Source organism: Xanthomonas sp. AM6, assembly GCF_025665335.1.
GTDB lineage: Bacteria > Pseudomonadota > Gammaproteobacteria > Xanthomonadales > Xanthomonadaceae > Xanthomonas_A.
In genome coordinates this window covers 4179227-4201659 of sequence record NZ_CP106869.1, presented here as the reverse complement: position 1 = coordinate 4201659, position 22433 = coordinate 4179227, and the positions used below count along the sequence as shown (strand labels likewise).

Genomic DNA, 22433 nt, shown 5'->3' with positions numbered 1-22433 from the left:
TCCGTGGCCGCGGTCCTCACGAACCGCTTCCTAGACTGCCCCGACGCAGGCGCCGCCGGTGCCTGCGCCGTACCTTCGCTAGGAGAACCGATGAGCAAGCTTCCCGACAACACCCTGGTGGTCGTCGCCGATCGCGTCAGCGCACGCCTGTTCCGCAGCACGCTGGCGGGCGAAACGTCGTTGCTGGAGCAGACCGAAGTGATGACCCCCACGCCGATCGAAGGCGTCGAGGACGGCGACCGGCCGATGACGATGGACGAGGCCGGCTTCGTCCGCCAGCTCGCCGAGCGCCTGTACCAGAGCGCGCTGCGCAGCGACTTCGAGCACCTGGTGCTGGTCGCCGATCCGCAGACCCTGGGCCAGCTGCGGCCGCTGCTGCACAAGGAAGTCCAGAAGCGGGTGGTGTCGGAACTGGCCAAGAACCACGCGCACACCTCGCGCGACGAGCTGGAAAAGCTGCTCGCGTAGGCGCGCCGATCGCACACGCCGGTGCGGCAGGGCCACTTTCTTCTCCCCTCGGGAGAAGGTGCCCGAAGGGCGGATGAGGGTGTGGCCCCCGACGTGCCATCCAGTGCCGTGAGTAGCTGGGAAACGGCAACGGCGTGCTTCCTGGGCCTCAACTTCCCAGTGCTGCCGTGCCCTCACCCCATCCCCTCTCCCGATGGGAGAGGGGAGTCATGGCTTCGGCTGCCGTGCCGTGCGGCTGAACCATTGCAGTGAGCGGCTTGCGGTCCCCTCCTTCTCTCCCGGAGGAAGGTGCCCGAAGGGCGGATGAGGGTACGGGCACCGGCGTAGCCATCCACTGTCGCGCATGTGTCGAACGACAGCCGCATGCTTCCGGGCCTTCAACTGCCCGGCGCCGCCGTCCCTCTCACCCCTACCTCTTCCGCAGGGAAAGGGGACCAACACGCTCAGTCCGCGATCGGCAGGCTCAGCGTCTCCTTCACCTCTTCCATCACGATGTAGCTCTTGGACTCGCGCACGTGCGGCAGGGTCAGCAGCGTGCTGCCCAGCAGCTTGCGGTAGGAGGCCATCTCGCTGATCCGCGCCTTGAGCAGGTAGTCGAAGTCGCCCGAGACCAGGTGGCATTCCAGCACGTTGGGCAGCTTCAGCGCCGCGCGGCGGAATTCCTCGAAGATGTCGCCGGACTTGTAGGCCAGGCTGATCTCCACGAACACCAGCAGGCTGGCCTTGAGGTAGTGCGGGTCCAGCCGCGCGTAATAGCCGGTGATGGCGCCGTCGCGCTCCAGCCGGCGCACCCGCTCGGTGCACGGGGTGGTCGACAGGCCGACCCGTTCGCCGAGTTCGGTGAAGGAGATGCGGCCTTCCTGCTGCAGGATGCGCAGGATCTTGCGGTCGATCTTGTCCAGTTCGCGGGCGCGTGCGGCCATGGCGCGGGTCTCTCGGTGGGCTGGGGCAGGGTATTGGCCTGGCGGCCGGTCGAAAATCAGGGGAAAATCCTGGGTTGCGCTTCATATACTGCGCCTAACCCCATCCCTGGCGCCATCCAGCCAGGGATTTGATCCGACGAGGTAAGTGCATGCGGGTTCTGGTTCTGGGCAGCGGTGTGATCGGCACGGCCACGGCGTGGTACCTGGCCCAGACCGGCTGCGAGGTGACGGTGGTCGACCGCCAGCCTGCGGCCGGGCTGGAGACCAGCTACGCCAATGCCGGCCAGGTGTCGCCGGGCTACGCCTCGCCGTGGGCGGCGCCGGGGGTGCCGCTGAAGGCGCTGAAATGGCTGTTCCAGCGCCATGCGCCGCTGGCCATCACCCCCACCGCCGACATCCGCCAGTACCTGTGGCTGGCGCAGATGCTGCGCAACTGCACTGCCGAGCGCTATGCGGTCAACAAGGCGCGCATGGTGCGGCTGTCCGAGTACAGCCGCGACTGCCTGGACCAGCTGCGCGCCGACACCGGCATCGCCTACGAAGGCCGCCAGCTCGGCACCACCCAGCTGTTCCGCACCCAGGCGCAGCTGGACGGCGCGGCCAAGGACATCGAGGTGCTGCGCGAGTACGGGGTGCCCTACGAACTGCTCGACCGCGCCGGCATCGCCCGCATCGAACCGGCGCTGGCCAGCGCCCCGGCCACGCTGGTCGGCGCGCTGCGCCTGCCCAACGACCAGACCGGCGACTGCCGCCTGTTCACCCAGCGCCTGGCGGCCATGGCCGCCGCGGCCGGCGTGCAGTTCCGCTACGGCGAGACCATCGACGGCCTGCACGCCGACGGCGACCGCATCGACGGCGTGCGCATCGGCGGCCGCGTCGAGCGCGCCGACCGCTACGTGGTCGCGCTGGGCAGCTATTCCCCGCAACTGCTCGCGCCGCTGGGTATCCGCCTGCCGGTGTATCCGCTGAAGGGCTATTCGCTGACCTTGCCGATCCGCGACGCGGCGCTGGCGCCGATGTCCACGATCCTCGACGAGACCTACAAGGTGGCGATCACCCGCTTCGACCAGCGCATCCGCGTCGGCGGCATGGCCGAACTGGCCGGCTTCGACCTGTCGCTGCCGGCGCGGCGCCGCGCCACCCTGGAAAAAGTGGTGAACGACCTGTACCCGCGCGGCGGCGAACTGGCGCGCGCCGAATTCTGGACCGGGCTGCGCCCGGCCACCCCCGACGGCACCCCGGTGGTCGGTGCCACCGGCTACCGCAACCTGTTCCTCAACACCGGCCACGGCACGCTGGGCTGGACCATGGCCTGCGGCTCCGGCCGCTACCTGGCCGACCTGATCGCCTCGCGCCAGCCGCAGATCAGCGGCGAGGGCCTGGACATCTTCCGTTATTCGCGCCGCGTCGCGGCGCCCGTCGCAGAGGCAAGCTCGTGCGCCCAGCCCGTGCGTTGATCGATCTCCACGCGCTGCGCCACAACTACCGCCTGGCCCGGCAACTGGGCGGCGGCAAGGCGCTGGCGGTGGTCAAGGCCGATGCCTACGGGCACGGTGCGGTGGCCTGCGCGCGCGCGCTGGAAGCGGAGGCCGACGGCTTCGCGGTGGCCTGCATCGAGGAGGCGCTGGAGCTGCGCCAGGCCGGCATCGCCGCGCCGATCCTGCTGCTGGAAGGCTTCTTCGATGCCGACGAACTGCCGCTGATCGCCGAGCATGGCCTGTGGTGCGCGGTGGCCTCGCCGTGGCAGGTGGAGGCGATCGCCGCCTACGCCGCGCCGCAGCCGCTGTGCCTGTGGCTGAAGCTGGACAGCGGCATGCACCGGCTGGGCCTGGCGCCGGACGACTTCCGCGCCGCGCACGCGCGGCTGAGCGCGCTGCCGCAGGTGCAGCGGCTGGTGCTGATGACCCATTTCGCGCGCGCCGACGAGCTGGACAGCGCGCGCACCCTGGAGCAGGTCGAGGTGTTCCGCCGGGCCACCGAAGGCCTGGCCGGCGAGACCAGCCTGTGCAATTCGCCGGCGCTGCTGGGCTGGCCGCAGCTGCGCAACGACTGGGCGCGCCCGGGACTGATGCTGTACGGCGCCGACCCGTTCGCCGCCGGCGCCGAACTGCCGGGCGAGCTGCGCCCGGTGATGACCTTGCAGTCCAAGGTCATCGCGGTGCGCGAGCTGGCCGCCGGCGAGCCGGTCGGCTACGGCGCGCGCTTCGTCGCGCCGCGCCCGACCCGGGTCGGCGTGGTGGCGATCGGCTACGCCGACGGCTATCCGCAGTTCGCGCCCAACGGCACCCCGGTGCTGATCGACGGCGCGCCCGGCGAACTGATCGGGCGGGTGTCGATGGACATGCTGACCGTGGACCTGACCGACCACCCGCAGGCCGGGCGCGGCAGCGACGTGCAGCTGTGGGGCGCGCAACCGCGCATCGACATCCTGGCGGGCCGCTGCGGTTCCAGCGCCTACCGCCTGCTGTGCGGGCTCAAGCGCGCGCCGCGCCAGTACCTGGGCGGCTGAGCGCGCCACGGGCCGCTGGGTTTTCGGAATGGCGGCCGCGGTGGCCTGGGCCAACGCCGTAGCAACCTCCCGGGAGCGCGTTGCTCCGACCATCGAGCGTGGCGCGCGAAGCAATGGCCCACGCCGAGCCCCGTGCAGTCGGGACCGAAGTCCCTCCCACAGCAGGGCGCATCCCGCACCGCCACGCATCCCATTTTCTGTAGGAGCGGCTTCAGCCGCGACGAACGGCGCCGCGATGCCGCCGGCTTCGACAAAATCGGCTGAGCCAGCCTCCTCCAGCGCACCAGCCACCGTCCGCAAGCCCCTGTGGGAGCGACTTCGGCTGCGACGAACGAAGCGACAGACCTTTCAGCTTCAGCCGCCGTCCAGAGGCGGAAATACCTCCTGCAGCGCCCAGCCGACCGGCCGCAAGCAACTGTAGGAGCGGCTTCAGCCGCGACCGACAACTGTAGGAGCGGCTTTAGCCGCGACCGACGGAGCAGGAGACCTTCCGGCTTCGGAAGCCGCCGGACTGGAGCCCTCCTGCAACGCATGAGAGCGGCTTCGGCCGCGACACAGCGCCGCCGAAGCCCGCCCCACCACTCAGCGTTCGGCCACCGCGGCCTGGTCGCGGAACTGGCGGCGCAGCCAATCGTCCAGCATCCGCTTCTCATAACGCAGCGGATCGTTGCTCAGGCCGATCGAGCTGTTGAGCAGGTAGCTGGTGTCGAGCAGCTTGCGCTCGCCCTGGTCCAGCACCTGGCCGTCGGCGCCGTACAGGGTGAAGTTCAGGCTGATCCGCGGCGGGTAGATGTCGCGCATCACCCGCACGTCGTTCCATTGCGGGCCGTGCCAGCCTTCGTAGTCGCCGGCGCGCTTGATGTCGGTCAGCTCCACGTCCAGGCGCTGGCCCGGTGCCAGCTGCTTGCCGGCGCGCTGCTGCAGGTAGTCGGCCAGCTGCCGCACCCAGTCGCCGCGCTGCGCTTCCCAGCGGTTGCGGCTGTAGCGCAGTTCGCTGAAGGCGGCGGGGTCGGTCCAGCGCACCTGCACCGGGCCATCGCCCTCGGTGCTGCGCACGGCCTGCGGATCGGTGACGTTGCGGACTTCGGCGGAGGCTCCGCCCGCCAGCAGGCAGGCCAGGGCCAGCGCCGTCCAGGCATATCGGATCTTCATGGCGGATCTCCACGGGAAACGGCCCCGCCAGTGTGTGCCTGACCGCGCGTCGCCGCAATCGCGCCGCGGCCGCCGGCGGCATCCGTTCTCCACCGGTTCATGCGCGCGTCGCCGGTGTGACGTGCGGTTCACGCTGCGTCGCCGCATGCTTCACGGCCCCCGCGCGACCATGGCGGCCACAACACGTGATTCGGGGATCGCATGAAGATGCCGCTGTTCCACCAGGCCCACGCCGCCTCGGACGTGCGCCTGCAGTTCATCGACTGGGCCAAGCGCCATGGGCACAGTCCGGCGAGCGGCGCGGCCAGTTTCGTCGACCAGCAGGCGGACCTGGACGCCGCGGCGCGCCACCTGCGCCTGCCCCCGGGCGAAGACGTGCGCCAGGAACTGCGCCGCTACCTGGCGTCGCTGGGCGAGCAGCAGGACGTGGCGGTGCAGTTCCCGCCGATCTACGCCTACCGCAGCCCGCAGGGGCAGGGCTTCCGCTATTCGCTGACCTTGGTGCTGGCCGAGAGCGGGGTCGAGTGGAAGGCGCGGGTGTGGACCGGCCTGGAGTACCTGGGCCTGATCGTCGGCCGCGGCGCCGGTCCGCGCGCCAACTACACGCGCCTGGCGCGGATGGCGGTGGAGCACGAACTGGCCAGCGACAGCCCGCGCTTCACGCTGGGCTAGAACACGACAGGAGACGCGCATGTCCTACGCAATCGCGCCGGAAGACGCCACCGCCCCGGAACAGTGCCGGCAGCAATGCCGCGAACTGGGCGTGGCGCGGGTCCAGCAGCTGCTGGACCAGTCGCCGCCGCTGCCGTGGCGCGGCGAGGCCGAGCGCTGGCTGGAAGAACAGGCGCTGCGCAGCGCGCGGCTCACCCAATGGGGCGTCATCGCCGGGATCGCGCTGGCGTCGTTGGGGATCGTGCTGGTGGTCGCCTTTCTCTGGTGACGTTCGGCATCCGTGCGACGCCGCGCCCGGTCCGGCTTGACGGCAGCGGAACGGCTTAACAAGATGCGGGGTCCGTCGCGCCGCCCGGTGCCAGGCATCCGTCAAACGCCATGGGCGCCGACCGCGTCGCCGCACCCGCCGCCGCAGGCCGTCTCCAGAGCACACTCCCTCATGCATGCCAGTACCGAAGCTTCCTCCTCGTCGCGCGCGCAGGGCTCCGACCTGCACTACCGCGAGATCTTCGACAAGATCGATTCCGGCTTCTGCGTGGTGCAGGTGCTGTTCGACGAGGACCAGCGCGCGGTCGACTACGTGTTCCTGGAGGTCAACCCGGCGTTCGAACGCGAGACCGGCATGCACGACGTTATCGGCCGGCGCATGCGCGAGCTGTCGCCGACCCACGAGGAGCACTGGTTCCGCGTGTACGGCGAAGTGGCCCTGAGCGGGCGCTCGGCCAAGTTCGAGAACTTCGCCGCCGGGTTCGGGCGCTGGTGGGCGGTGGATGCGTTCCGCGTCGGTGCGCCGGAACAGCGGCAGGTCGCCGTGCAGTTCCTGGACATCACCGAGCGCAAGCGCGTGGAGCGCGACCTGGCCGAGAGCGAGGCGCGCTTCAGCGCGCTCGCCGAAGGCCTGCCGATGCCGGTGTGGGTGCTGGACGACACCGGCCAGCTGCGTTTCACCAATACCGCCTACGCCGAATTCTTCGGCATCGACCTGCAGGCCGACGACGCGTGGCCGGGCTGGGGCGACGTGCTGCACCCGGAGGACGCCGGCGTGTTCGCCTTCGAGCTGCGCAACGCGCTGGACGAGCAGCGCAACCTGCGCGCGCTGGTGCGCGCGCGCCGCCATGACGGCGAATGGCGCTGGATCGAGATGACTGCGGTGCCGCGCTACTCGGCCGAGGGCGAGTTCATCGGCCTGGCCGGCAGCAGCCCGGACGTCACCGAGCGCCGCGACATCGAACTGGCCCGCGAACAGCTGCTCGAATCCGAACGCAGCGCGCGCAACGCCGCCGAGAGCATGGCGCGGCTGAAGGACGAATTCCTGGCCACGCTGTCGCACGAGCTGCGCACGCCGCTGACCACCATCCTGGGCTGGAGCGACCTGCTGCTGCAGCGGCTGCCGCCGGGCGATCCGAGCAGCAAGGGCCTGTCGGTGATCGCCAGCAGCGCGCGCGCGCAGCAGCGGCTGATCTCGGACATGCTCGACCTGAGCAGCATGCTGCTGGGCAAGGTGCAGCTGGAAGTGGAGGCGCTGGACCTGGCCGAACAGGTCCGCGAGGCGCTGCGCGCGCAGGAGCCGGTGGCCGAGGGCAAGGACCAGGCGCTGACCCTGCGCGAGCCGCCGCAGCCATGCCTGGTGCTGGGCGACGCCACGCGCCTGCAGCAGGTGTTCTGGAACCTGTTGTCCAACGCGATCAAGTTCACCCCGGCGCATGGGCAGATCGAACTGGCGATCGACATCGACCCCGACGGCGAGCACGTGACGGTCGCGGTGCGCGACTCCGGCGACGGCATTCCGCCGGAATTCCTGCCGCATCTGTTCGGCCGCTTCCGCCAGGCCGACGGCACCACCACGCGCCTGCACGGCGGCCTGGGCCTGGGCCTGGCGATCGTGCAGCAGCTGGTGGAAATGCATGGCGGCCAGGTCAGCGCGGCCAGCGAAGGCCGCGGTTGCGGCGCGGTGTTCACCGTGCGCCTGCCGCTGCACCGCAACCAGCCGGGCAAGCGGCCGCTGCGCGAGGTGCGCGCCTTCGCGATGGCCGAGCAGGTGGTGGAAGCCTATGCGCTGAAGGGCATGCGCCTGCTGGCGGTGGAGGACCAGCCGGACATGCTCGAATACCTGCGGCGCCTGCTCGAGGAGCAGGGCGCGGAGGTGGTCACCGCCGGTTCGGCCAGCGAAGCGCTGGCGGTGCTGGACGACGGCGGCCACGATCGCATCGACGTGATGGTCACCGACATCGGCATGCCCGGCATGGACGGCTACGGCCTGATCCGCACGATCCGCGACAACATGGGCCTGGAAGCGGCCGAACTGCCGGCCGTGGCGGTGACGGCGCTGGCGCGCGCCGACGATCGCCACCGCGCGCTGCAATCCGGCTTCCAGGAACACCTGGCCAAGCCGTACAGCGTGGCGCAGCTGGTGTCCGCGGTGCGGTTCGCGCGGCAGCCATAGCCGTTTTCCCGGTTTTTCACGTGGCAGCCGCTAGCGTGCGCACAGTTCCTCGCAGGAGACGCGCATGACCAAGTACGCCGACGCGGTGCATACCGACCCCGACGCCATCGCCGCGCTGCAGGCGTGGCTGCCGCAATTGCCCGACCAGGCGCAGGTGCTGCTGCAGCTGGACGACGGCAGCCAGGTCAGCGGCACGGTGTCGGTCCGGCCGACCCTGCAGACCTTCCGCGACCACGACGAGCGCGAAGGCGTCAACGGCGTGCTGCGGCTGGACGACCTGCTGCAGCCCGGGCAGCAGCACTACATCTGGCTGGACCGGATCCGCGGCGTGCAGCCGCTGTCGCCGACCTCCTGATCGCCGCGTGCGGCGCAGCTGCATTTGACATCTTTTTCACGTTCGCCAAGCGCGCGCTGTGCATCATCGGTGATCCCGCCGACCCCATGGAGAACCGAGCCGCGATGACGCGCCTTTCCTCGTCCCCTGCCCGTTGGGCCCTGTGCCTCCTGTCCGCTGCCGTGTTGAGTGCCTGTGGCGACACCGCCAAGCACTCCATCGAAGAGGGGATGGGACCCGATCCGGTGCTACCCGATCCGGTGAAGCGCATGATCCCCACGGTGAAGGTCGCCGAGGTCAAGCGCTGGGCCGACGGCGCCGCGCCGGTACCGGCCGCCGGCCTGGCGGTGCAGGCCTTCGCCCGCGACCTGGACCACCCGCGCTGGCTGTACGTGCTGCCCAACGGCGACGTGCTGGTGGCCGAGACCGCGGCGCCGCCGGCGCCGGAGAAGGAAAGCAGCGGCCTGCGCGACAAGATCCAGGACGCGATGATGGCCAAGGCCGGCTCCACCGTGCCCAGCGCCAACCGCATCACCCTGCTGCGCGACGCCGACGGCGACGGCGTGGCGGAAGTGCGCACGCAGTTCCTCAAGGGCCTGTATTCGCCGTTCGGCATGGCCCTGGTCGGCGACCGCCTGTACGTGGCCAATGCCGACGCGCTGGTCAGCTTCCCGTACAAGGACGGCGACACCCAGATCAGCGACGCGCCCAGCTTCATCGCCAATCTGCCCGGCGGCATCAACCATCACTGGACCAAGAGCCTGCTGGCCAGCCGCGACGGCAAGAAGCTCTACGTCGGCGTCGGCTCCAACAGCAACGTCGCCGAGAACGGCATGGACGCCGAGCTCAACCGCGCCGCGATCCTGGAAGTGGACGCGCAAAGCGGCGCCACCCGGGTGTTCGCCAGCGGCCTGCGCAATCCGGTCGGACTGGCCTGGCAGCCGGGCGCGGACACGCTGTGGGTGGTGGTCAACGAGCGCGACGAGATCGGCAGCGACCTGGTGCCCGACTACCTGACCTCGGTGCGCGAGGGCGGCTTCTACGGCTGGCCGTACAGCTACTACGGCCAGCACGTGGACGAACGCGTGCAGTCGCAGAACGCGGAGATGGTGGCCAGCGCGATCAAGCCGGACTACGCGCTGGGCGCGCATACCGCCTCGCTCGGGCTGAGCTTCTACGAAGGCGCGCTGCTGCCGCAGGCGTACCGCGGCGGCGCCTTCATCGGCCAGCACGGCTCCTGGAACCGCAATCCGCCGTCCGGCTACAAGGTGGTCTACGTGCCCTTCGCCGGCGGCAAGCCCAGCGGCAAGGCGCAGGACGTGCTGACCGGCTTCCTCGACGCCGAAGGCAAGGCCCAGGGCCGCCCGGTCGGCGTGGCGGTGGACAAGCCCGGCGCGCTGCTGGTGGCCGACGACGTCGGCAACGTGATCTGGCGGGTCACGCCCAAGGCGGGCCAGTAGCCATCGGCGATGGCGGCCGCGTCCGGCTCCCGATGAGCCGCGCGGCTTCGATGCCCCTTCAATACGGCGCCCATGTAGGGACGCCCATGTAGGAGCGACTTCAGTCGCGACAGGCGTTATCGGTAACGCCCGTCGCGACTGACGTCGCTCCTACGAAATACTGGAGGGCGCCAACCCGGCAACGCCGGTCATCGATACAAGCCCATCGCGGCTGCACGCCGAAGCGGCGCGCATGGCCCAGGCGCCGCAACGGCGATATCTGGATCGAAGCGATCGATGCGGCAGGCGATCGCTCCCGCAACGCATCCCCAATCCCGAATCCCCAGTCCCGGCCCCTCAGTGCTCCACCGGCGCCGGCTCCACCCCGAAACGGCGCGCGTAGCCGCGCTCGCTGACCACCCGCTCGACCTCGCTGTCGCCGAGTTCCGGCGCGGCATACACCGCGTAGACCACGCTGCCGTCCTCGCGTTCGCCGCGCTGGTGCAGGCGGTAGCGCGGGCGCCCGGTGCCGGTGTTTTCCGGGTAGTGCAGCGGTGGCTGGCTGCCTTCCAGGTCCACTTCGCTGTTGTCGACGACGCCACCGATGAACACTGCGCGCATATGCCTCTCCATCCGTTCGGGGTGACCTGCAGCCTAGGCGCGGCGATGTTGCCATCGCATCAATGATGCGTTCACTCGGCGCAAAACCGGGCCGGCGCCGGGCTGCCGGTAGAATGCGCGTTCCCTGTCAGAACCCGATCCCGATGCCGGCACCGCAAGACGCTCCCCTCGACACCCTGTTCCTGCCGTTCGCCCAGGGCGCGCTGCGCTGGCCGGCCGGCAAGGTGCTGTTCCTGCGCGCGCGCGAGGGCTGGGCGCTGCGCCAGCATGCGCAGCCGGCGCAACTGGTCTGCGAGCAGGGCTATCGCCCGTTCGCGGCCGCGCTGCAGCAGGGCGGCTGGCAGGTCCGCGCCGAGGATGCCGACGACCACGACGATGCCGGCGGCTATGCGCTGGTGCTGGTGCTGCCGCCGCGCCAGCGCGACGAGGCGCGGGCCTTGCTGGCGCGCGCGGTGGCGCTGGCCGCGCCGGGCGGCATCGTGGTCGCCTGCCAGTCCAACAACGAAGGCGCGCGCTCCGGCGAGGACGACCTGCAGCAACTGGCCGGGCTGGGCGGCAAGCTGACCAAGCATCACTGCCGCGTGTACTGGACCGCGCCGCTGCACGGTGGCCACGACGCCGCGCTGCAGCAGCGCTGGGCCAGGCTGGATGCGCCGCGGCCGATCCTGGACGGGCGCTTCCGCAGCCGCCCGGGCGTGTTCGCCTGGGACCGCATCGACCCGGCCTCGGCGCTGCTGGCCGAACACCTGCCTGCCGACCTAGCCGGGCGCGGCGCCGATCTCGGTGCCGGCTACGGCTATCTGTCGGCGGAATTGCTCGCGCGTTGCCCGAAGATCGCCGCGCTGGACCTGTTCGAGGCCGACGCGCGCGCGCTGGCGCTGGCCCGGGCCAACCTGGCGCAGGCGCCGGCCACGGTCGAGCTCGGCTACCACTGGCACGACGTGACCGCGGGGCTGCCGGCGCAGTACGACTTCATCGTCAGCAATCCGCCGTTTCACGCGCCCGGGCGCATGGAACGCCCGGACATCGGCCGCCGCTTCATCGCCGTGGCCGCGCAGGCGCTCAAGCCGGGCGGGCGGCTGTACCTGGTCGCGAACCGGCACCTGCCCTACGAGGCGGTGCTCGACGCCAGCTTCGGCGAGACCTCGGTGGTCGCCACCCGCGACGGCTTCAAGCTGATCCTGGCGGTGCGCGCCCGCGCCACGGTGCGCCGGTGAAGCTGGTCAAGCATCTGGCCAACCTGGGCTACGGCAGCCGCAAGCAGGTCACGCAGATGTTCCGCGAAGGCCGCATCACCGATGCCGACGGCGAGGTGCTGTATGCCGACGACCGCGTCGAGCATGCCGCGATCCGGGTCGACGGCGAGGCCCTGGACCCGCCGCCGGGGCTGATCCTGGCGCTGCACAAGCCGGTCGGCTACACCTGCTCGACCAAGGACCCGGGCCGCATCGTCTACGACCTGCTGCCGCCGCGCTTTCGCCTGCGCTCGCCGCTGCTGTCCACGGTCGGGCGGCTGGACCGCGATACCAGCGGCCTGCTGCTGATGACCGACGATGGCGCGCTGCTGCATCGCATCGTCTCGCCGAAGTCGCAGCTGGCCAAGGTCTACGAAGCGACCCTGGCCGAAGACCTGCGCGGCGACGAGGCGGCGCAGTTCGCCAGCGGCGCGCTGATGCTGGAGGCCGAAACCACGCCGCTGCTGCCGGTGCAGATGGAAGTGCTGGGCCCGCGCCAGGCGCGCATAACCCTGTACGAAGGCCGCTACCACCAGGCGCGGCGCATGTTCGCCGCGGTCGGCAACCACGTGGTGGCGCTGCACCGCAGCCGCATCGGCGGCTTCGCGCTGGGCGAATTGCCGGCCGGGCAATGGCGGGCGCTGGACGCGGCGGATCTGGAGCGGGTGTTTGGGTGAGGAGCCGGGGTTCGGGACCGGGGACTCGGAAAACGCTGGTGCGCGGTAGCGTCGCAGGAGCGGCTTCAGCCGCGACCGGCGTTACCGGTAATGCCGGTCGCGGCTGAAGCCGCTCCTACAGGGATACCGGAATCCTGGGATTCGCCGCGCGTCACGCGAACAGCTGTTTCCAGCCATCCAGGCCGAGTTTTTCCAGCGTCTGCAGATTGCGCTCCACGATCACGTCCGCGTCCGGGAACGCGGCCACGGCGCGTTCCACGCTGTCCTCGCGCAGCAGGTGCAGGGTGGGGAAGGGCGCGCGGTTGGTGTAGTTGCCGATGTCCTCCGGCGCGGTGCCGGCGAACTGGTAGTGCGGATGGAAGCTGGCCACCTGCAGGATGCCGTGCAGGTCCAGCGCTTCCACCGCGGCGTCGGCGTTGTCGAGGAAATCGTTGTAGTCCAGGAAATCGCCCAGCACCTGCGGGTGCACGATCAACGTCGTGTCGATCTGCTCGGCCGAGGTGTCGCGCAGCAACAGCAGTTCCTCGCCCAGTTCCTCCAGCAGCGCCTCGGGCGTGGTCGCGTCGCTGAGCACGTAGCGGATCTGCTGCTTGACGTGCACCGCCTTGGCGAACGGGCACAGGTTCAGGCCGATCACCGCGCGTTCCAGCCACAGGCGGGTCGCGGCGATCGGGTCGGCGTTCGGGTCCAGGTCGTTCAAGGCGGTTCCAGTGGGCGCGGGCGGAAGGCAGGCGGGCGACACAGGCGGCGGCCATGCCGCCGCGCACGGCTCAGTCGCGGAAATTCTCGAACTGCAGCGGCAACTCGAAATCGCTCTTCTTCAGCAGCGCCATCACGTCCTGCAGGTCGTCGCGCTTCTTGCCGCTGATGCGCAGCTTGTCGCCATTGATCTGCGCTTCCACCTTGAGCTTGGCGTCCTTGATCGCGGCGACGATCTTCTTGGCCAGCTTCTGCTCGATGCCCTGCTTGACCGTGACCTTCTGCCGCGCGCCGGCCAGGTTGGTTTCCACGTCGCCGAACTCCAGGCAGCGCACGTCGATGCCGCGCGCGATCAGCCGCGCGCGCAGGATGTCGGTCATCTGCTTGACCTGGAAGTCGCTGGGCGCGGACTGCTCGATGACCTGGTCGTCGAGGGCGAAGCGGGCCTCCACGCCCTTGAAATCGAAGCGGGTCGACAGCTCGCGGTTCGCCTGGTCGATGGCGTTGGTCAGTTCGTGCTTGTCGATTTCGGAGACGACGTCGAAGGAAGGCATGGCGGTTCCTCGGGAAAGACCGCATATCCTACCGATCCGGACGCAACGCCGCTGCAGCTGCGCCGGCGTCGCTGGGCGCGGTCGCCGATCGCAGCGATAATCCGCCGATGCCCACTTCACGTTCCAACACCGCGGCCGCCGCCTGGATGGTCGCGGCGGTCGCCTGCTTCGCGCTGATGGATGCGGCGATGAAGATGCTGACCGCGCACTACCCGGCGCTGCAGGTCGCCACGCTGCGCGGCGGCGCCTCGCTGCCGTTCGTGCTGCTGTGGGTGCTGGCCACCGCCGGCCCGCGTTCGATCCTGCCGGTGCGCTGGGGCCTGCACCTGCTGCGCGGCGCGCTCGGCATCGCGATGATCGGCTGCTTCGCCTGGGCGCTGCGCAGCCTGCCGCTGTCCACGGCGTACACGATCTACTTCGTCGCGCCGCTGCTGGTGGCAGCGCTGTCGGTGCCGCTGCTGGGCGAACATGTCGGCCCGCGGCGCTGGGCGGCGATCGGCCTGGGCCTGGTCGGGGTGCTGGTGGTGCTGCGCCCGGGCGTGGGCGGCTTCGTCTCGCTGCCGGGGCTGATGGTGCTGCTGGCGGCGGCGGCCTATGCGGTCGCGGCGGTGCTGGTCAGCCTGTTGGCGCGCACCGACACGCCGCAGTCGCTGGTGGTCTGGTTCCTGCTGATCATGGCGCTGGGCGCCGGCGCGCTGGCGCTGCCGGGCTGGGTTCCGCTGCGGCTGGCCGATGCCGGCTGGATCGCCACGCTCGGCCTGGCCGGCGCGCTGGGGCAGGTGGCGCTGACCCAGGCGTTCCGCCGCGGCGACGCCTCGCTGATCGCGCCGCTGGAGTACAGCGGCCTGATCTGGGTGATCCCGTGGGACTGGCTGCTGTGGCGCAAGCTGCCCGATGCCTGGACCTGGCTGGGCGCGGCGATCATCGTCGCCAGCGGGCTGTACCTGCTGCACCGCGAGCGCGTGCGCGCCACCGTGCGTCCGCCGCCGCAGGCGCACCCCTAGCCGGGCGGCCCTGCGCGCAGGCGTTAGAATCGAATGGAATAACGCGCGCAACCTTGGCCTGCTAGGCTTTGCGCCCCCCTTCCGCTGCCGGTCCCCGCGCGTTGATCCAGTTCGAGCACCTGCACAAGTCCTACTCCGTCGCCGGCCAAGCGGTCGTGGCGCTGCATCCGCTCGACCTGGAGATCCGCGCCGGCGAGGTGTTCGGCATCATCGGCCATTCCGGCGCCGGCAAATCGACCCTGATCCGCCTGATCAACCGGCTCGAGGAGCCCAGCGGCGGGCGCCTGCTGATCGACGGCGAGGACGTCACCGCGCTTGACCGCGCCGGCCTGCGCACGCTGCGCCGGCGCATCGGCATGATCTTCCAGCACTTCAACCTGCTGTCCTCGCGCAGCGTCGCCGGCAACGTCGCCTTCCCGCTGGAACTGGCCGGCACGCCGCGCGCGCAGATCGACGCGCGGGTGGCCGAACTGCTGGCCCGGGTCGGCCTGGCCGAGCACGCCGGCAAGTATCCGGCGCAGCTGTCCGGCGGGCAGAAGCAGCGCGTCGGCATCGCCCGCGCGCTGGCCACCGGGCCGCAGATCCTGCTGTGCGACGAAGCCACCAGTGCGCTGGATCCGCAGACCACCGCTTCGGTGCTGAGCCTGCTGGCGCAGATCAACCGCGAGCTGGGCCTGACCATCGTGCTGATCACCCACGAGATGGACGTGATCCGCCGCGTCTGCGACCGCGTGGCGGTGCTCGACGCCGGGCACCTGGTCGAGAGCGGCCCGGTCACCGAGGTGTTCCTGCACCCGCGGCATCCGACCACGCGCCGCTTCGTGTCCGAGGCCGAGCACGTCGACGAGGGCGAACTGCACCGCGATTTCGGCGCGGTGGCCGGGCGCATCCTGCGCCTGACCTTCGTCGGCGGCGACACCTACGCGCCGCTGCTCGGGCGCATCGCGCGCGAGACCGCGGTGGACTACAACATCCTGTCCGGGCGCATCGACCGGATCAAGGACACCCCCTACGGCCAGCTGACCGTGGCCCTGGTCGGCGGCGACCTGGATGCGGCGCAGGCCGCGTTCGTCGCCGCCGGCGTGCACGTGCAGGAATTGCGCCGATGATCCCGTTCGCGACCGCCGCCGGCGGCTTCTTCCGCAATCTCGACGCCGGCAAGTGGGCCGAGATCGGCAACGCCACGCTGGACACGCTGCTGATGCTCGGCGGCGCGCTGCCGCTGACCCTGCTGATCGGCCTGCCGCTGGGCGTGCTGCTGTTCCTGACCGGGCCGCGCCAGACCCACCAGCGGCCGCTGCTGTACGGCGCGCTGGCGCTGGCGATCAACGTGCTGCGCTCGGTGCCCTTCATCATCCTGATGATCGCGATGATCCCGCTGACGCTATGGGCGATGGGCACCTCGCTGGGCGTGCGCGGCGCGATCCTGCCGCTGGTGGTGGGCGCGGCGCCGTTCTACGCGCGGCTGGTGGAGACGGCGCTGCGCGAAGTGGACCGCGGCGTGGTCGAGGCCAGCCTGGCGATGGGCGCGACCACCTGGCAGCTGGTGACCCGGGTGCTGCTGCCCGAGGCGCGGCCGGGGCTGATCGCCGGCGCGACGGTGACCACCATCGCCTTGATCGGCTTCACCGCGATGGGCGGCGCGATCGGCTCCGGCGGCCTGGGCGATCTGGCCTACCGCGACGGCTACCAGCGCTCGCACGCCGACGTGGCGCTGATCACGGTGGTGGTGCTGCTGTTGCTGGTGCAAGGCCTGCAGATGCTCGGTGATCGGCTGGTCGCGCATTACAGCCGGCGCTGAGCCGCATCGCGGTTGCCTGGATCGCGCTTGTGTCTTCCGTAGGAGCGGCTTCAGCCGCGACCGGGATCTATCGGTGAAGCGGTCGCGGCTGAAGCCGCTCCTACAAAAAGCCGAGCGGGCCTTCGCCGCACGTCGCGGCCGGGTCTGCTAGCTTGCTCGCAGTGCCGCCCGCGCCATTCCCATCCCCACGTTTCCGGATTTTTCGCCCATGAACAAACTTCCGCTTCGTCTGCTGCTCGCCACCGCCGTGCTGGCCCTGGCCGCCTGTGGCAAGTCCAGCCCCGGCGCCGACAACGGCCGGCTCAGCGTCGCCGCCACCGCGGTGCCGCATGCGGAGATCCTGGAGGTGGTCAAGCCGCTGCTGGCCAAGCAGGGCGTGACCCTGGAGGTGCGCGTGTTCAACGACTACGTGCAGCCCAACGACCAGGTGGTGCAGAAGCAGATCGACGTGAACTACTTCCAGACCGAGCCCTACCTGGACGCTTACAACCGCGACCGCAAGAGCGGCCTGGTCACCGTGATCGGCGTGCACATCGAGCCGTTCGGCGCCTATTCGCGCCGGATCAAGGCGCTGGCCGATCTGCCGCAGGGCGCCGACGTGGTGATCCCCAACGATCCGAGCAACAACAGCCGCGCGCTGATCCTGCTCGACAAGGCCGGGGTCATCAAGCTCAAGGACCCGGGCAATGCGCTGTCCACCCAGCGCGACATCGTCGACAACCCGAAGCAGCTGAAGTTCCGCGAGCTGGATTCGGCGATGCTGCCGCGGGTGCTGGACCAGGTCGACCTGGCGCTGATCAACACCAACTACGCGCTCGACGCCGGGCTCAATCCCACCCGCGACGCGCTGGCGATCGAGAGCAAGGATTCGCCGTACGTGAACTTCCTGGTCGCGCGCGCCGACAACAAGGACGATCCGCGCGTGCAGAAGCTGGCCAAGGCGCTGACCAGTCCGGAGGTCAAGGCCTTCATCGAGCGCAAGTACCAGGGCGCGGTGCTGCCGGCGTTCTGAGCGGAGCGCACGCATGCCGCTGCTGCTGGCCATCCCCCTGGCGATCGTGATCGCACTGGCGGTCACCGCGGTGCTGTTGCCGCTGTCGCTGCTGCAACGTTTCCGCTACGGCACCTCGCGGCGCCAGGCGCGGGCCTGGCTGGCCGGCGTGCAGTTCTGGTCGGCCCTGGCGTCGAGCGTCGTGCTGCTGGGCTTCGCGCTGATCGCCGCGCACTGGTGGCCCAACGCGGCGAGCTACGCCGGCATCGGCTGGGTCGCCGGCCTGGCCCTGGGCGCGCTGGGCCTGTGGCTGAGCCGCTTCGAACCGCTGCCGCAGGGCCTGTACTACACGCCGAACCTGTGGCTGGTGCTGGCGATGACGCTGCTGGTTGTGGCGCGCATCGGCGCCGGCCTGGTGCAGGGCTGGCGCAGCATGAGCGGCGGCGCGGCGTGGCCGGCGCACGGCTGGATGAGCCATGCCAGCCTGCTCGCGGCCGCCGCCTTGCTGCTCGGCTACGCATGCGCGTATGCGTGGCTGCTGCGGCGCCGGGTGCGCCATTTCGACCGCTATCGCGGCTACGACCGTTCGCCGCGCTGAGCGGCGTGCGCGCGGATGCGACAAAAGCAAACGGGCCCGATCGGGCCCGTTTGCATGTGACGCGGAGCAGGCGTGCTTAGAAGCGCGCGCCGACGCCGAAGCTGACCAGCCACGGATCCAGCTTCAGGTCCTGGCCGGTGCCGCTGCCGGCGACCTGCACTTCCGGGCGCGAATGCATGTAGCGCGCATCGGCACGGGCGAACCAGGTCGAGTTGATGTTCATGTCCACGCCGACGGTGCCGATGGCGCCCTTGGCGGTGTCCAGGCCGACGTGCTGGCCGCTGGCCGACAGGCCGTCGATCTTCTCGTTGCTGAAGTTGGACTCGTAGTAGCCGACGCCGACGAACGGACGGAACACGTTGTCCGCCTGGCCGAAGTGGTACTGGCCGCTCAGCGCCAGCGGCTGCTGCTCGACCGTGCCGACCTTGCCCACGCCGCTGGCGTTGACGCGGTGGTTGAACTTGTCGGCCGCGCCCCACAGCTCGATGGCCCAGTTGTCGTTGATCAGCCAGCTGGCGCTGATGGTCGGCGCCGGGCCGCCATCGATGTCCAGGCCATTGGCCGGCTTGGAATGGGGGTCGAGCAGGGTCGCGCTGCCGACGACGGAAAAGCGCTTGCCGGATGCAGTGTCGGCGCCGTCCTGCGCAAACGCGGCAGGCGCGAACGCGAGAGCGGAAACGACAGCCAGGCTCAGCATTTGAATGGACCGCATGGGAATCTCCTCATCTTTTTCTTGTGGGGCCACAGGAGTGGGCGCGCACACCGTATCGATGGGAAGATGAATCGCCGCCGACCCCGACCGGGCGAATGCAGGCACTGTTCAGACACCAGCGTTCGACGCTTGAAATAACGAGGTTTTAAGACTTGGCGATGTTCATCCACGTGCGTCCAACGTGACGACGCAAGCGGTCCTGCACGGCCTGCCCGCGCAGATTCGCGACGATTGCCGCGTGCTGATTCTCGGCTCGATGCCCGGTGCGGTCTCGCTGCAGCACGCGCGCTACTACGCGCATCCGCGCAACCGCCTGTGGCCGCTGCTGGGCGCGTTGTGCGGCTTCGATCCGCAACTGGACTATCCGGCGCGGTTGCAGGCGATGCAGGCCTGCGGCGTGGGCCTGTGGGACGTGATCGGCCGGTGCCGGCGCAGCGGCAGCCTGGATGCGGCGATCGTGCGCGGCAGCGAGGTGCCCAATCCCTTGCCCGCGCGCATCGCGCAGCTGCCGCAGTTGCGCGCGATCGCTTGCAACGGCGCCGCCGCGGCGCAGGCGTTCGCACGCTTCGTGCAGCCGCAACTGGCGCCGCGCGCGCCGGCATTGGCGGTGCTGGCGCTGCCCTCGACCAGCCCGGCCAACGCCGCGTTCTCGCTGGCGCGGCTGCAGCAGGCGTGGGCGCCGCTGCAGGCCTGGCTCACGCCGCCGTCGGCGCCGATCTAGCGCGGATCAGTGCGGCGCACGCAGCGACGGCGCACGCAACCGCAGCCACAGCGTCTGCGCCAGCAGCGCCGCGGCCAGCGCCAGCGCCACCCAGGCCGCGCTGCGCGCACCGTCCAGATCGCTGCCGGCCTGCTTGACGTAGACCGCGGCCAGCGCCCACAGCGCCGCCGCGGCGTAGGCGAGGTTGCCGCGCATCGCCCGGTTCAGCCCCAGCAACAGCGCCGCGGCCAGCGCGAACAGCACCAGGCTCCACGGCAGCATGTGCGCGGTGGACAGCCAGCGATAGGCGACGATCACCTGCGCGGTGTTGAGGAAGGCCGCCAGCGACAGCCAGCCGGCGTGCAGCGACAGCGGCAGCCACGCCCACGGCGCCTGCCCCGGTTCGGCGTGCGGATCGCGCGACAGGCGCAGCGCGGCCAGCGCCAGGCACGCCAGCGCCGCCCAGATCACCGCCAGCGCCAGCAGGAAGTGCTGCTGCGAGAATACCGGCATCCACAGCGCAGTCAGGCCGAAGCCCAGCGCCGCCGGCAGCCGCACCCGCGCCAGCACGCCGTTGCGGCGGCGCCGCGGCGACAGCTGCCACAGGCCGAAGGCCAGGTCGAGCAGGAAGATCGGGCCCCAGATCGCGAAGGCATAGCCGGCGGCGACGATCAGGGTCGGGTAGCGGTCGGAGATCGCGCCATTGGTCGGGCCGAACGCGCCGCGCTGCGCGAACCAGGCGACCAGCGGCATCGCCAGCGACATCAGCAGCACGAACACACGCATGGCGGCACTCCGATCAGGGTGCGGCGCATGCTAGGCGCCCGTCCGTGAAGGCGCTGCGCGGCCTGGCCCGGCGATGGCGGCCGGACAGTGCGCCGGCGTACTGTCCGCCGCGAACGCCGCGCGCAGGCGGCTTTGCGGCCTCGCGGGCCGGCCGCTGCGGGTTTTTTGCCCGGCAAAGGTTGGCGCTGCGGCTGCGGGCCGCCACAATAGGGGTTTCCCCCTCATTAGTTGCCGGAGTTGCCCGCATGGCCGAAATCAAGGAAGCACTTGTCCCCGATATCGGTGACTACAGCGACGTCCCGGTAATCGAAGTGCTGGTGGCGGTCGGCGACACGGTGAAGAAGGACCAGAGCCTGGTCACCCTGGAGTCGGACAAGGCGACGATGGAAGTGCCGTCGCCGTTCGCCGGCGTGGTCAAGGAACTGAAGGTCAAGGTCGGCGACAGCCTGTCCGAGGGCAAGCTGGTGGCGCTGATCGAAGTGGCCGAGGAGGGCGCCGGTGCCGGCGCCGCCGCGCCCGCCCCGACGCCGGCCAAGGCCACGCCCGCGCCGGCCAGGCAGGAACCGGCCCAGCCGGCGCCGGCCGCGCAGCAGGGCACCAAGCCGGTGCCGGCCGCAGCCGGCAGCGGCGGCGGCATCGTCGAGGCGCGCGTGCCGGATATCGGCGACTACAGCGACGTGCCGGTGATCGAGGTGCTGGTCGCGGTCGGCGACACCGTCGCCAAGGACCAGAGCCTGGTCACCCTGGAATCGGACAAGGCGACGATGGAAGTGCCGTCGTCGGTGGCCGGCGTGGTCAAGGAACTGAAGGTCAAGGTCGGCGACAGCCTGTCCGAGGGCAAGGTCGTGGCGCTGATCGAAGTGGCCGGCGCCAACGCCGATGCGCCGGCGGCCGGCGCGGTGCAGCCCAGTGCCGAGACCGGCGGCGGGGTGGAGCCGGTGCCGGCCTCGTCCGCGCCGGACAAGCTGGCCCAGCGCGAGATCGCGCAGGTGCAGAGCTCGGCCCCGGCCAAGGCCGCCGCGGCCGCCGGCACCCCGAGCAGCCCGCCGGTGGAATTCAACGCCGACAGCGTGCTGCCGCAGAAGGTGCCCTACGCCAGCCCGGCGGTGCGCGTGTTCGCGCGCGAACTGGGCGTGGACCTGTTCCAGGTCACCGGCACCGAGCATGGCGGGCGCATCACCAAGGACGACGTGCAGCGCTACGTCAAGGCCGCGCTGTCCGGCGCCGCCGCGCCGGCCGCCGCTGGCGCCGCGACCGGCGGCGGCAACGGCCTGAACCTGCTGCCGTGGCCGAAGGTGGACTTCGCCAAGTTCGGCGAGGTCGAGGTCAAGCCGCTGTCGCGGATCAAGAAGATCTCCGGCGCCAACCTGGCGCGCAACTGGGCGATGATCCCGCACGTCACCCAGTTCGAGCAGGCCGACATCACCGAGCTGGAAGCCCTGCGCGTGGCGCTGAACAAGGAGAACGAGAAGGCCGGCATCAAGCTGACCATGCTCGCCTTCCTGCTCAAGGCCAGCGCCGCGGCGCTCAAGCAGTTCCCCGATTTCAACGCCTCGCTGGATGCGGCCGGCGAGAACCTGACCCTGAAGAAGTACTTCCACATCGGCTTCGCCGCCGACACCCCGAACGGGCTGGTGGTGCCGGTGATCCGCGACGTGGACAAGAAGGGCGTGGTCGAGCTGGCGCGCGAGAGCGGCGAACTGGCCAAGAAGGCGCGCGACGGCAAGCTCGGCCCGGCGGAGATGAGCGGCGGCTGCTTCTCGATCAGCTCGCTCGGCGGCATCGGCGGCACCGCGTTCACCCCGATCGTCAATGCGCCGGAAGTGGCGATCCTGGGCGTGTCCAAGTCGGCGATCCAGCCGGTGTGGAACGGCAAGGAATTCGCGCCGAAGCTGATGTTGCCGCTGTCGCTGAGCTACGACCACCGGGTCATCGACGGCGCCGCAGCGGCGCGCTTCACCACCTACCTGAGCCAGGTGCTGGCGGACATGCGCCGCGTGCTGCTGTAAGTCCTGCCGCAACGGCGCCGCGCCCGCGCGGCCCGTGTCGTCCCCCACCTGCGCGCCGCGTCCATCGCGGCGGCGCCGTAGAACTGCAATCGCCCGCCGGCGCGCC

24 protein-coding genes are annotated in these 22433 nt (G+C 70.5%); 17 read left to right on the top strand and 7 right to left on the bottom strand.

The window, feature by feature from the left end; translation table 11 throughout:
• Nucleotides 1-90 precede the first annotated feature (90 nt).
• Nucleotides 91-468 (top strand): baeRF12 domain-containing protein, encoded by a 378-nt coding sequence (locus OCJ37_RS17955; protein ID WP_263111052.1) that lies wholly within the window; start codon nucleotides 91-93, stop codon nucleotides 466-468.
• 443 nt (nucleotides 469-911) lie between these two features.
• Here the strand turns inward: OCJ37_RS17955 and OCJ37_RS17950 are convergent, their stop codons facing one another.
• A complete protein-coding gene (locus OCJ37_RS17950) occupies nucleotides 912-1391 on the bottom strand; it encodes an Lrp/AsnC ligand binding domain-containing protein (RefSeq protein WP_263111051.1) in 480 nt (159 codons plus the stop codon).
• Between the two features lie 149 nt (nucleotides 1392-1540).
• Here OCJ37_RS17950 and OCJ37_RS17945 point away from each other — a divergent pair, with 149 nt between their 5' ends.
• Both OCJ37_RS17945 and alr read left to right on the top strand, forming a co-directional pair.
• Nucleotides 1541-2848, top strand: a complete 1308-nt coding sequence (locus tag OCJ37_RS17945; RefSeq protein WP_263111050.1) for a D-amino acid dehydrogenase — start codon at nucleotides 1541-1543, stop codon at nucleotides 2846-2848.
• A complete protein-coding gene (gene alr / locus OCJ37_RS17940; protein WP_263111049.1) occupies nucleotides 2827-3900 on the top strand; it encodes an alanine racemase in 1074 nt (357 codons plus the stop codon). The genes OCJ37_RS17945 and alr overlap by 22 nt, the downstream gene beginning before the upstream one ends.
• 582 nt (nucleotides 3901-4482) lie before the next feature.
• Here alr and OCJ37_RS17935 read toward each other — a convergent pair.
• Complete coding sequence (locus OCJ37_RS17935; RefSeq protein ID WP_263111048.1) at nucleotides 4483-5052, bottom strand: DUF3016 domain-containing protein; 570 nt, start codon at nucleotides 5050-5052, stop codon at nucleotides 4483-4485.
• 201 nt (nucleotides 5053-5253) lie between these two features.
• Between OCJ37_RS17935 and OCJ37_RS17930 the strand changes: the two genes are divergently transcribed.
• From OCJ37_RS17930 to OCJ37_RS17910, 5 genes are all read left to right on the top strand, one after another.
• Nucleotides 5254-5724, top strand: coding sequence for a hypothetical protein (locus OCJ37_RS17930; protein WP_263111047.1), 471 nt, complete (start codon nucleotides 5254-5256; stop codon nucleotides 5722-5724).
• 19 nt (nucleotides 5725-5743) lie between these two features.
• Nucleotides 5744-5992 (top strand): hypothetical protein, encoded by a 249-nt coding sequence (locus OCJ37_RS17925; RefSeq protein ID WP_263111046.1) that lies wholly within the window; start codon nucleotides 5744-5746, stop codon nucleotides 5990-5992.
• A gap of 171 nt (nucleotides 5993-6163) precedes the next feature.
• Nucleotides 6164-8167: a PAS domain-containing hybrid sensor histidine kinase/response regulator gene (locus OCJ37_RS17920; protein ID WP_263111045.1), complete on the top strand. Its 2004-nt coding sequence runs from the start codon at nucleotides 6164-6166 to the stop codon at nucleotides 8165-8167.
• Between the two features lie 64 nt (nucleotides 8168-8231).
• Complete coding sequence (locus OCJ37_RS17915) at nucleotides 8232-8522, top strand: DUF3247 family protein (protein WP_263111044.1); 291 nt, start codon at nucleotides 8232-8234, stop codon at nucleotides 8520-8522.
• Between the two features lie 104 nt (nucleotides 8523-8626).
• On the top strand, nucleotides 8627-9961 hold the full coding sequence (locus tag OCJ37_RS17910; RefSeq protein WP_263111043.1) for a PQQ-dependent sugar dehydrogenase: 1335 nt from the start codon (nucleotides 8627-8629) through the stop codon (nucleotides 9959-9961).
• A gap of 336 nt (nucleotides 9962-10297) precedes the next feature.
• On the opposite strand, the gene OCJ37_RS17905 is transcribed toward OCJ37_RS17910, so the two are convergent.
• The gene (locus OCJ37_RS17905; protein ID WP_263111042.1) at nucleotides 10298-10561 is read right to left on the bottom strand and encodes a hypothetical protein; all 264 of its coding nucleotides are present in this window, start codon (nucleotides 10559-10561) and stop codon (nucleotides 10298-10300) included.
• 143 nt (nucleotides 10562-10704) lie between these two features.
• Here OCJ37_RS17905 and OCJ37_RS17900 point away from each other — a divergent pair, with 143 nt between their 5' ends.
• Nucleotides 10705-11778 carry a class I SAM-dependent methyltransferase gene (locus OCJ37_RS17900; protein WP_263111041.1) on the top strand — a complete coding sequence of 358 codons (1074 nt, stop codon included), beginning with the start codon at nucleotides 10705-10707 and terminating at the stop codon, nucleotides 11776-11778.
• Nucleotides 11775-12473: a pseudouridine synthase gene (locus tag OCJ37_RS17895; protein ID WP_263111040.1), complete on the top strand. Its 699-nt coding sequence runs from the start codon at nucleotides 11775-11777 to the stop codon at nucleotides 12471-12473. Before OCJ37_RS17900 ends, OCJ37_RS17895 begins: the two co-directional genes overlap by 4 nt.
• 151 nt (nucleotides 12474-12624) lie before the next feature.
• Here OCJ37_RS17895 and OCJ37_RS17890 read toward each other — a convergent pair whose 3' ends face one another.
• A complete protein-coding gene (locus OCJ37_RS17890) occupies nucleotides 12625-13173 on the bottom strand; it encodes a DUF1415 domain-containing protein (protein WP_263111039.1) in 549 nt (182 codons plus the stop codon).
• A gap of 70 nt (nucleotides 13174-13243) precedes the next feature.
• Entirely contained in the window at nucleotides 13244-13726 is a 483-nt protein-coding gene (locus OCJ37_RS17885) for a YajQ family cyclic di-GMP-binding protein (protein ID WP_263111038.1), read from the bottom strand.
• Between the two features lie 107 nt (nucleotides 13727-13833).
• On the opposite strand from OCJ37_RS17885, the gene OCJ37_RS17880 reads away from it, so the two are divergent.
• The 5 genes from OCJ37_RS17880 (at nucleotide 13834) to OCJ37_RS17860 (ending at nucleotide 18120) form a co-directional block, all read left to right on the top strand.
• Nucleotides 13834-14730 carry a DMT family transporter gene (locus OCJ37_RS17880; RefSeq protein ID WP_263111037.1) on the top strand — a complete coding sequence of 299 codons (897 nt, stop codon included), beginning with the start codon at nucleotides 13834-13836 and terminating at the stop codon, nucleotides 14728-14730.
• A 101-nt stretch (nucleotides 14731-14831) separates the two neighbouring features.
• Nucleotides 14832-15839: a methionine ABC transporter ATP-binding protein gene (locus tag OCJ37_RS17875; RefSeq protein ID WP_263111036.1), complete on the top strand. Its 1008-nt coding sequence runs from the start codon at nucleotides 14832-14834 to the stop codon at nucleotides 15837-15839.
• Entirely contained in the window at nucleotides 15836-16531 is a 696-nt protein-coding gene (locus tag OCJ37_RS17870) for a methionine ABC transporter permease (RefSeq protein WP_263111035.1), read from the top strand. Before OCJ37_RS17875 ends, OCJ37_RS17870 begins: the two co-directional genes overlap by 4 nt.
• Nucleotides 16532-16739: 208 nt before the next feature.
• Entirely contained in the window at nucleotides 16740-17543 is an 804-nt protein-coding gene (locus OCJ37_RS17865) for a MetQ/NlpA family ABC transporter substrate-binding protein (protein ID WP_263111034.1), read from the top strand.
• Nucleotides 17544-17556: 13 nt separating this feature from the next.
• The gene (locus OCJ37_RS17860) at nucleotides 17557-18120 is read left to right on the top strand and encodes a DUF1453 domain-containing protein (protein WP_263111033.1); all 564 of its coding nucleotides are present in this window, start codon (nucleotides 17557-17559) and stop codon (nucleotides 18118-18120) included.
• A 76-nt stretch (nucleotides 18121-18196) separates the two neighbouring features.
• On the opposite strand, the gene OCJ37_RS17855 is transcribed toward OCJ37_RS17860, so the two are convergent.
• Complete coding sequence (locus OCJ37_RS17855) at nucleotides 18197-18832, bottom strand: OmpW/AlkL family protein (RefSeq protein WP_263111032.1); 636 nt, start codon at nucleotides 18830-18832, stop codon at nucleotides 18197-18199.
• 181 nt (nucleotides 18833-19013) lie between these two features.
• Between OCJ37_RS17855 and OCJ37_RS17850 the strand changes: the two genes are divergently transcribed.
• Nucleotides 19014-19553, top strand: a complete 540-nt coding sequence (locus tag OCJ37_RS17850) for a DNA-deoxyinosine glycosylase (protein WP_263111031.1) — start codon at nucleotides 19014-19016, stop codon at nucleotides 19551-19553.
• Between the two features lie 6 nt (nucleotides 19554-19559).
• On the opposite strand, the gene OCJ37_RS17845 is transcribed toward OCJ37_RS17850, so the two are convergent.
• Nucleotides 19560-20318, bottom strand: coding sequence for a TspO-related membrane protein (locus tag OCJ37_RS17845; protein WP_263111030.1), 759 nt, complete (start codon nucleotides 20316-20318; stop codon nucleotides 19560-19562).
• A gap of 245 nt (nucleotides 20319-20563) precedes the next feature.
• Between OCJ37_RS17845 and aceF the strand changes: the two genes are divergently transcribed.
• Nucleotides 20564-22327: a dihydrolipoyllysine-residue acetyltransferase gene (gene aceF, locus OCJ37_RS17840; RefSeq protein ID WP_263111029.1), complete on the top strand. Its 1764-nt coding sequence runs from the start codon at nucleotides 20564-20566 to the stop codon at nucleotides 22325-22327.
• Nucleotides 22328-22433: the final 106 nt, after the last annotated feature.

What these genes read in the sequence shown, in the direction of transcription:
- OCJ37_RS17955 (WP_263111052.1), top strand. Translation starts at nt 91, where the DNA reads ATGAGCAAGCTTCCCGACAACACCCTGGTGGTCGTCGCCGATCGCGTC.
- OCJ37_RS17950 (WP_263111051.1), bottom strand. Translation starts at nt 1,391, where the DNA reads ATGGCCGCACGCGCCCGCGAACTGGACAAGATCGACCGCAAGATCCTG.
- OCJ37_RS17945 (WP_263111050.1), top strand. Translation starts at nt 1,541, where the DNA reads ATGCGGGTTCTGGTTCTGGGCAGCGGTGTGATCGGCACGGCCACGGCG.
- OCJ37_RS17935 (WP_263111048.1), bottom strand. Translation starts at nt 5,052, where the DNA reads ATGAAGATCCGATATGCCTGGACGGCGCTGGCCCTGGCCTGCCTGCTG.
- OCJ37_RS17930 (WP_263111047.1), top strand. Translation starts at nt 5,254, where the DNA reads ATGAAGATGCCGCTGTTCCACCAGGCCCACGCCGCCTCGGACGTGCGC.
- OCJ37_RS17925 (WP_263111046.1), top strand. Translation starts at nt 5,744, where the DNA reads ATGTCCTACGCAATCGCGCCGGAAGACGCCACCGCCCCGGAACAGTGC.
- OCJ37_RS17920 (WP_263111045.1), top strand. Translation starts at nt 6,164, where the DNA reads ATGCATGCCAGTACCGAAGCTTCCTCCTCGTCGCGCGCGCAGGGCTCC.
- OCJ37_RS17915 (WP_263111044.1), top strand. Translation starts at nt 8,232, where the DNA reads ATGACCAAGTACGCCGACGCGGTGCATACCGACCCCGACGCCATCGCC.
- OCJ37_RS17910 (WP_263111043.1), top strand. Translation starts at nt 8,627, where the DNA reads ATGACGCGCCTTTCCTCGTCCCCTGCCCGTTGGGCCCTGTGCCTCCTG.
- OCJ37_RS17905 (WP_263111042.1), bottom strand. Translation starts at nt 10,561, where the DNA reads ATGCGCGCAGTGTTCATCGGTGGCGTCGTCGACAACAGCGAAGTGGAC.
- OCJ37_RS17900 (WP_263111041.1), top strand. Translation starts at nt 10,705, where the DNA reads ATGCCGGCACCGCAAGACGCTCCCCTCGACACCCTGTTCCTGCCGTTC.
- OCJ37_RS17885 (WP_263111038.1), bottom strand. Translation starts at nt 13,726, where the DNA reads ATGCCTTCCTTCGACGTCGTCTCCGAAATCGACAAGCACGAACTGACC.
- OCJ37_RS17880 (WP_263111037.1), top strand. Translation starts at nt 13,834, where the DNA reads ATGCCCACTTCACGTTCCAACACCGCGGCCGCCGCCTGGATGGTCGCG.
- OCJ37_RS17870 (WP_263111035.1), top strand. Translation starts at nt 15,836, where the DNA reads ATGATCCCGTTCGCGACCGCCGCCGGCGGCTTCTTCCGCAATCTCGAC.
- OCJ37_RS17865 (WP_263111034.1), top strand. Translation starts at nt 16,740, where the DNA reads ATGAACAAACTTCCGCTTCGTCTGCTGCTCGCCACCGCCGTGCTGGCC.
- OCJ37_RS17860 (WP_263111033.1), top strand. Translation starts at nt 17,557, where the DNA reads ATGCCGCTGCTGCTGGCCATCCCCCTGGCGATCGTGATCGCACTGGCG.
- OCJ37_RS17855 (WP_263111032.1), bottom strand. Translation starts at nt 18,832, where the DNA reads ATGCGGTCCATTCAAATGCTGAGCCTGGCTGTCGTTTCCGCTCTCGCG.
- OCJ37_RS17845 (WP_263111030.1), bottom strand. Translation starts at nt 20,318, where the DNA reads ATGCGTGTGTTCGTGCTGCTGATGTCGCTGGCGATGCCGCTGGTCGCC.
- aceF (WP_263111029.1), top strand. Translation starts at nt 20,564, where the DNA reads ATGGCCGAAATCAAGGAAGCACTTGTCCCCGATATCGGTGACTACAGC.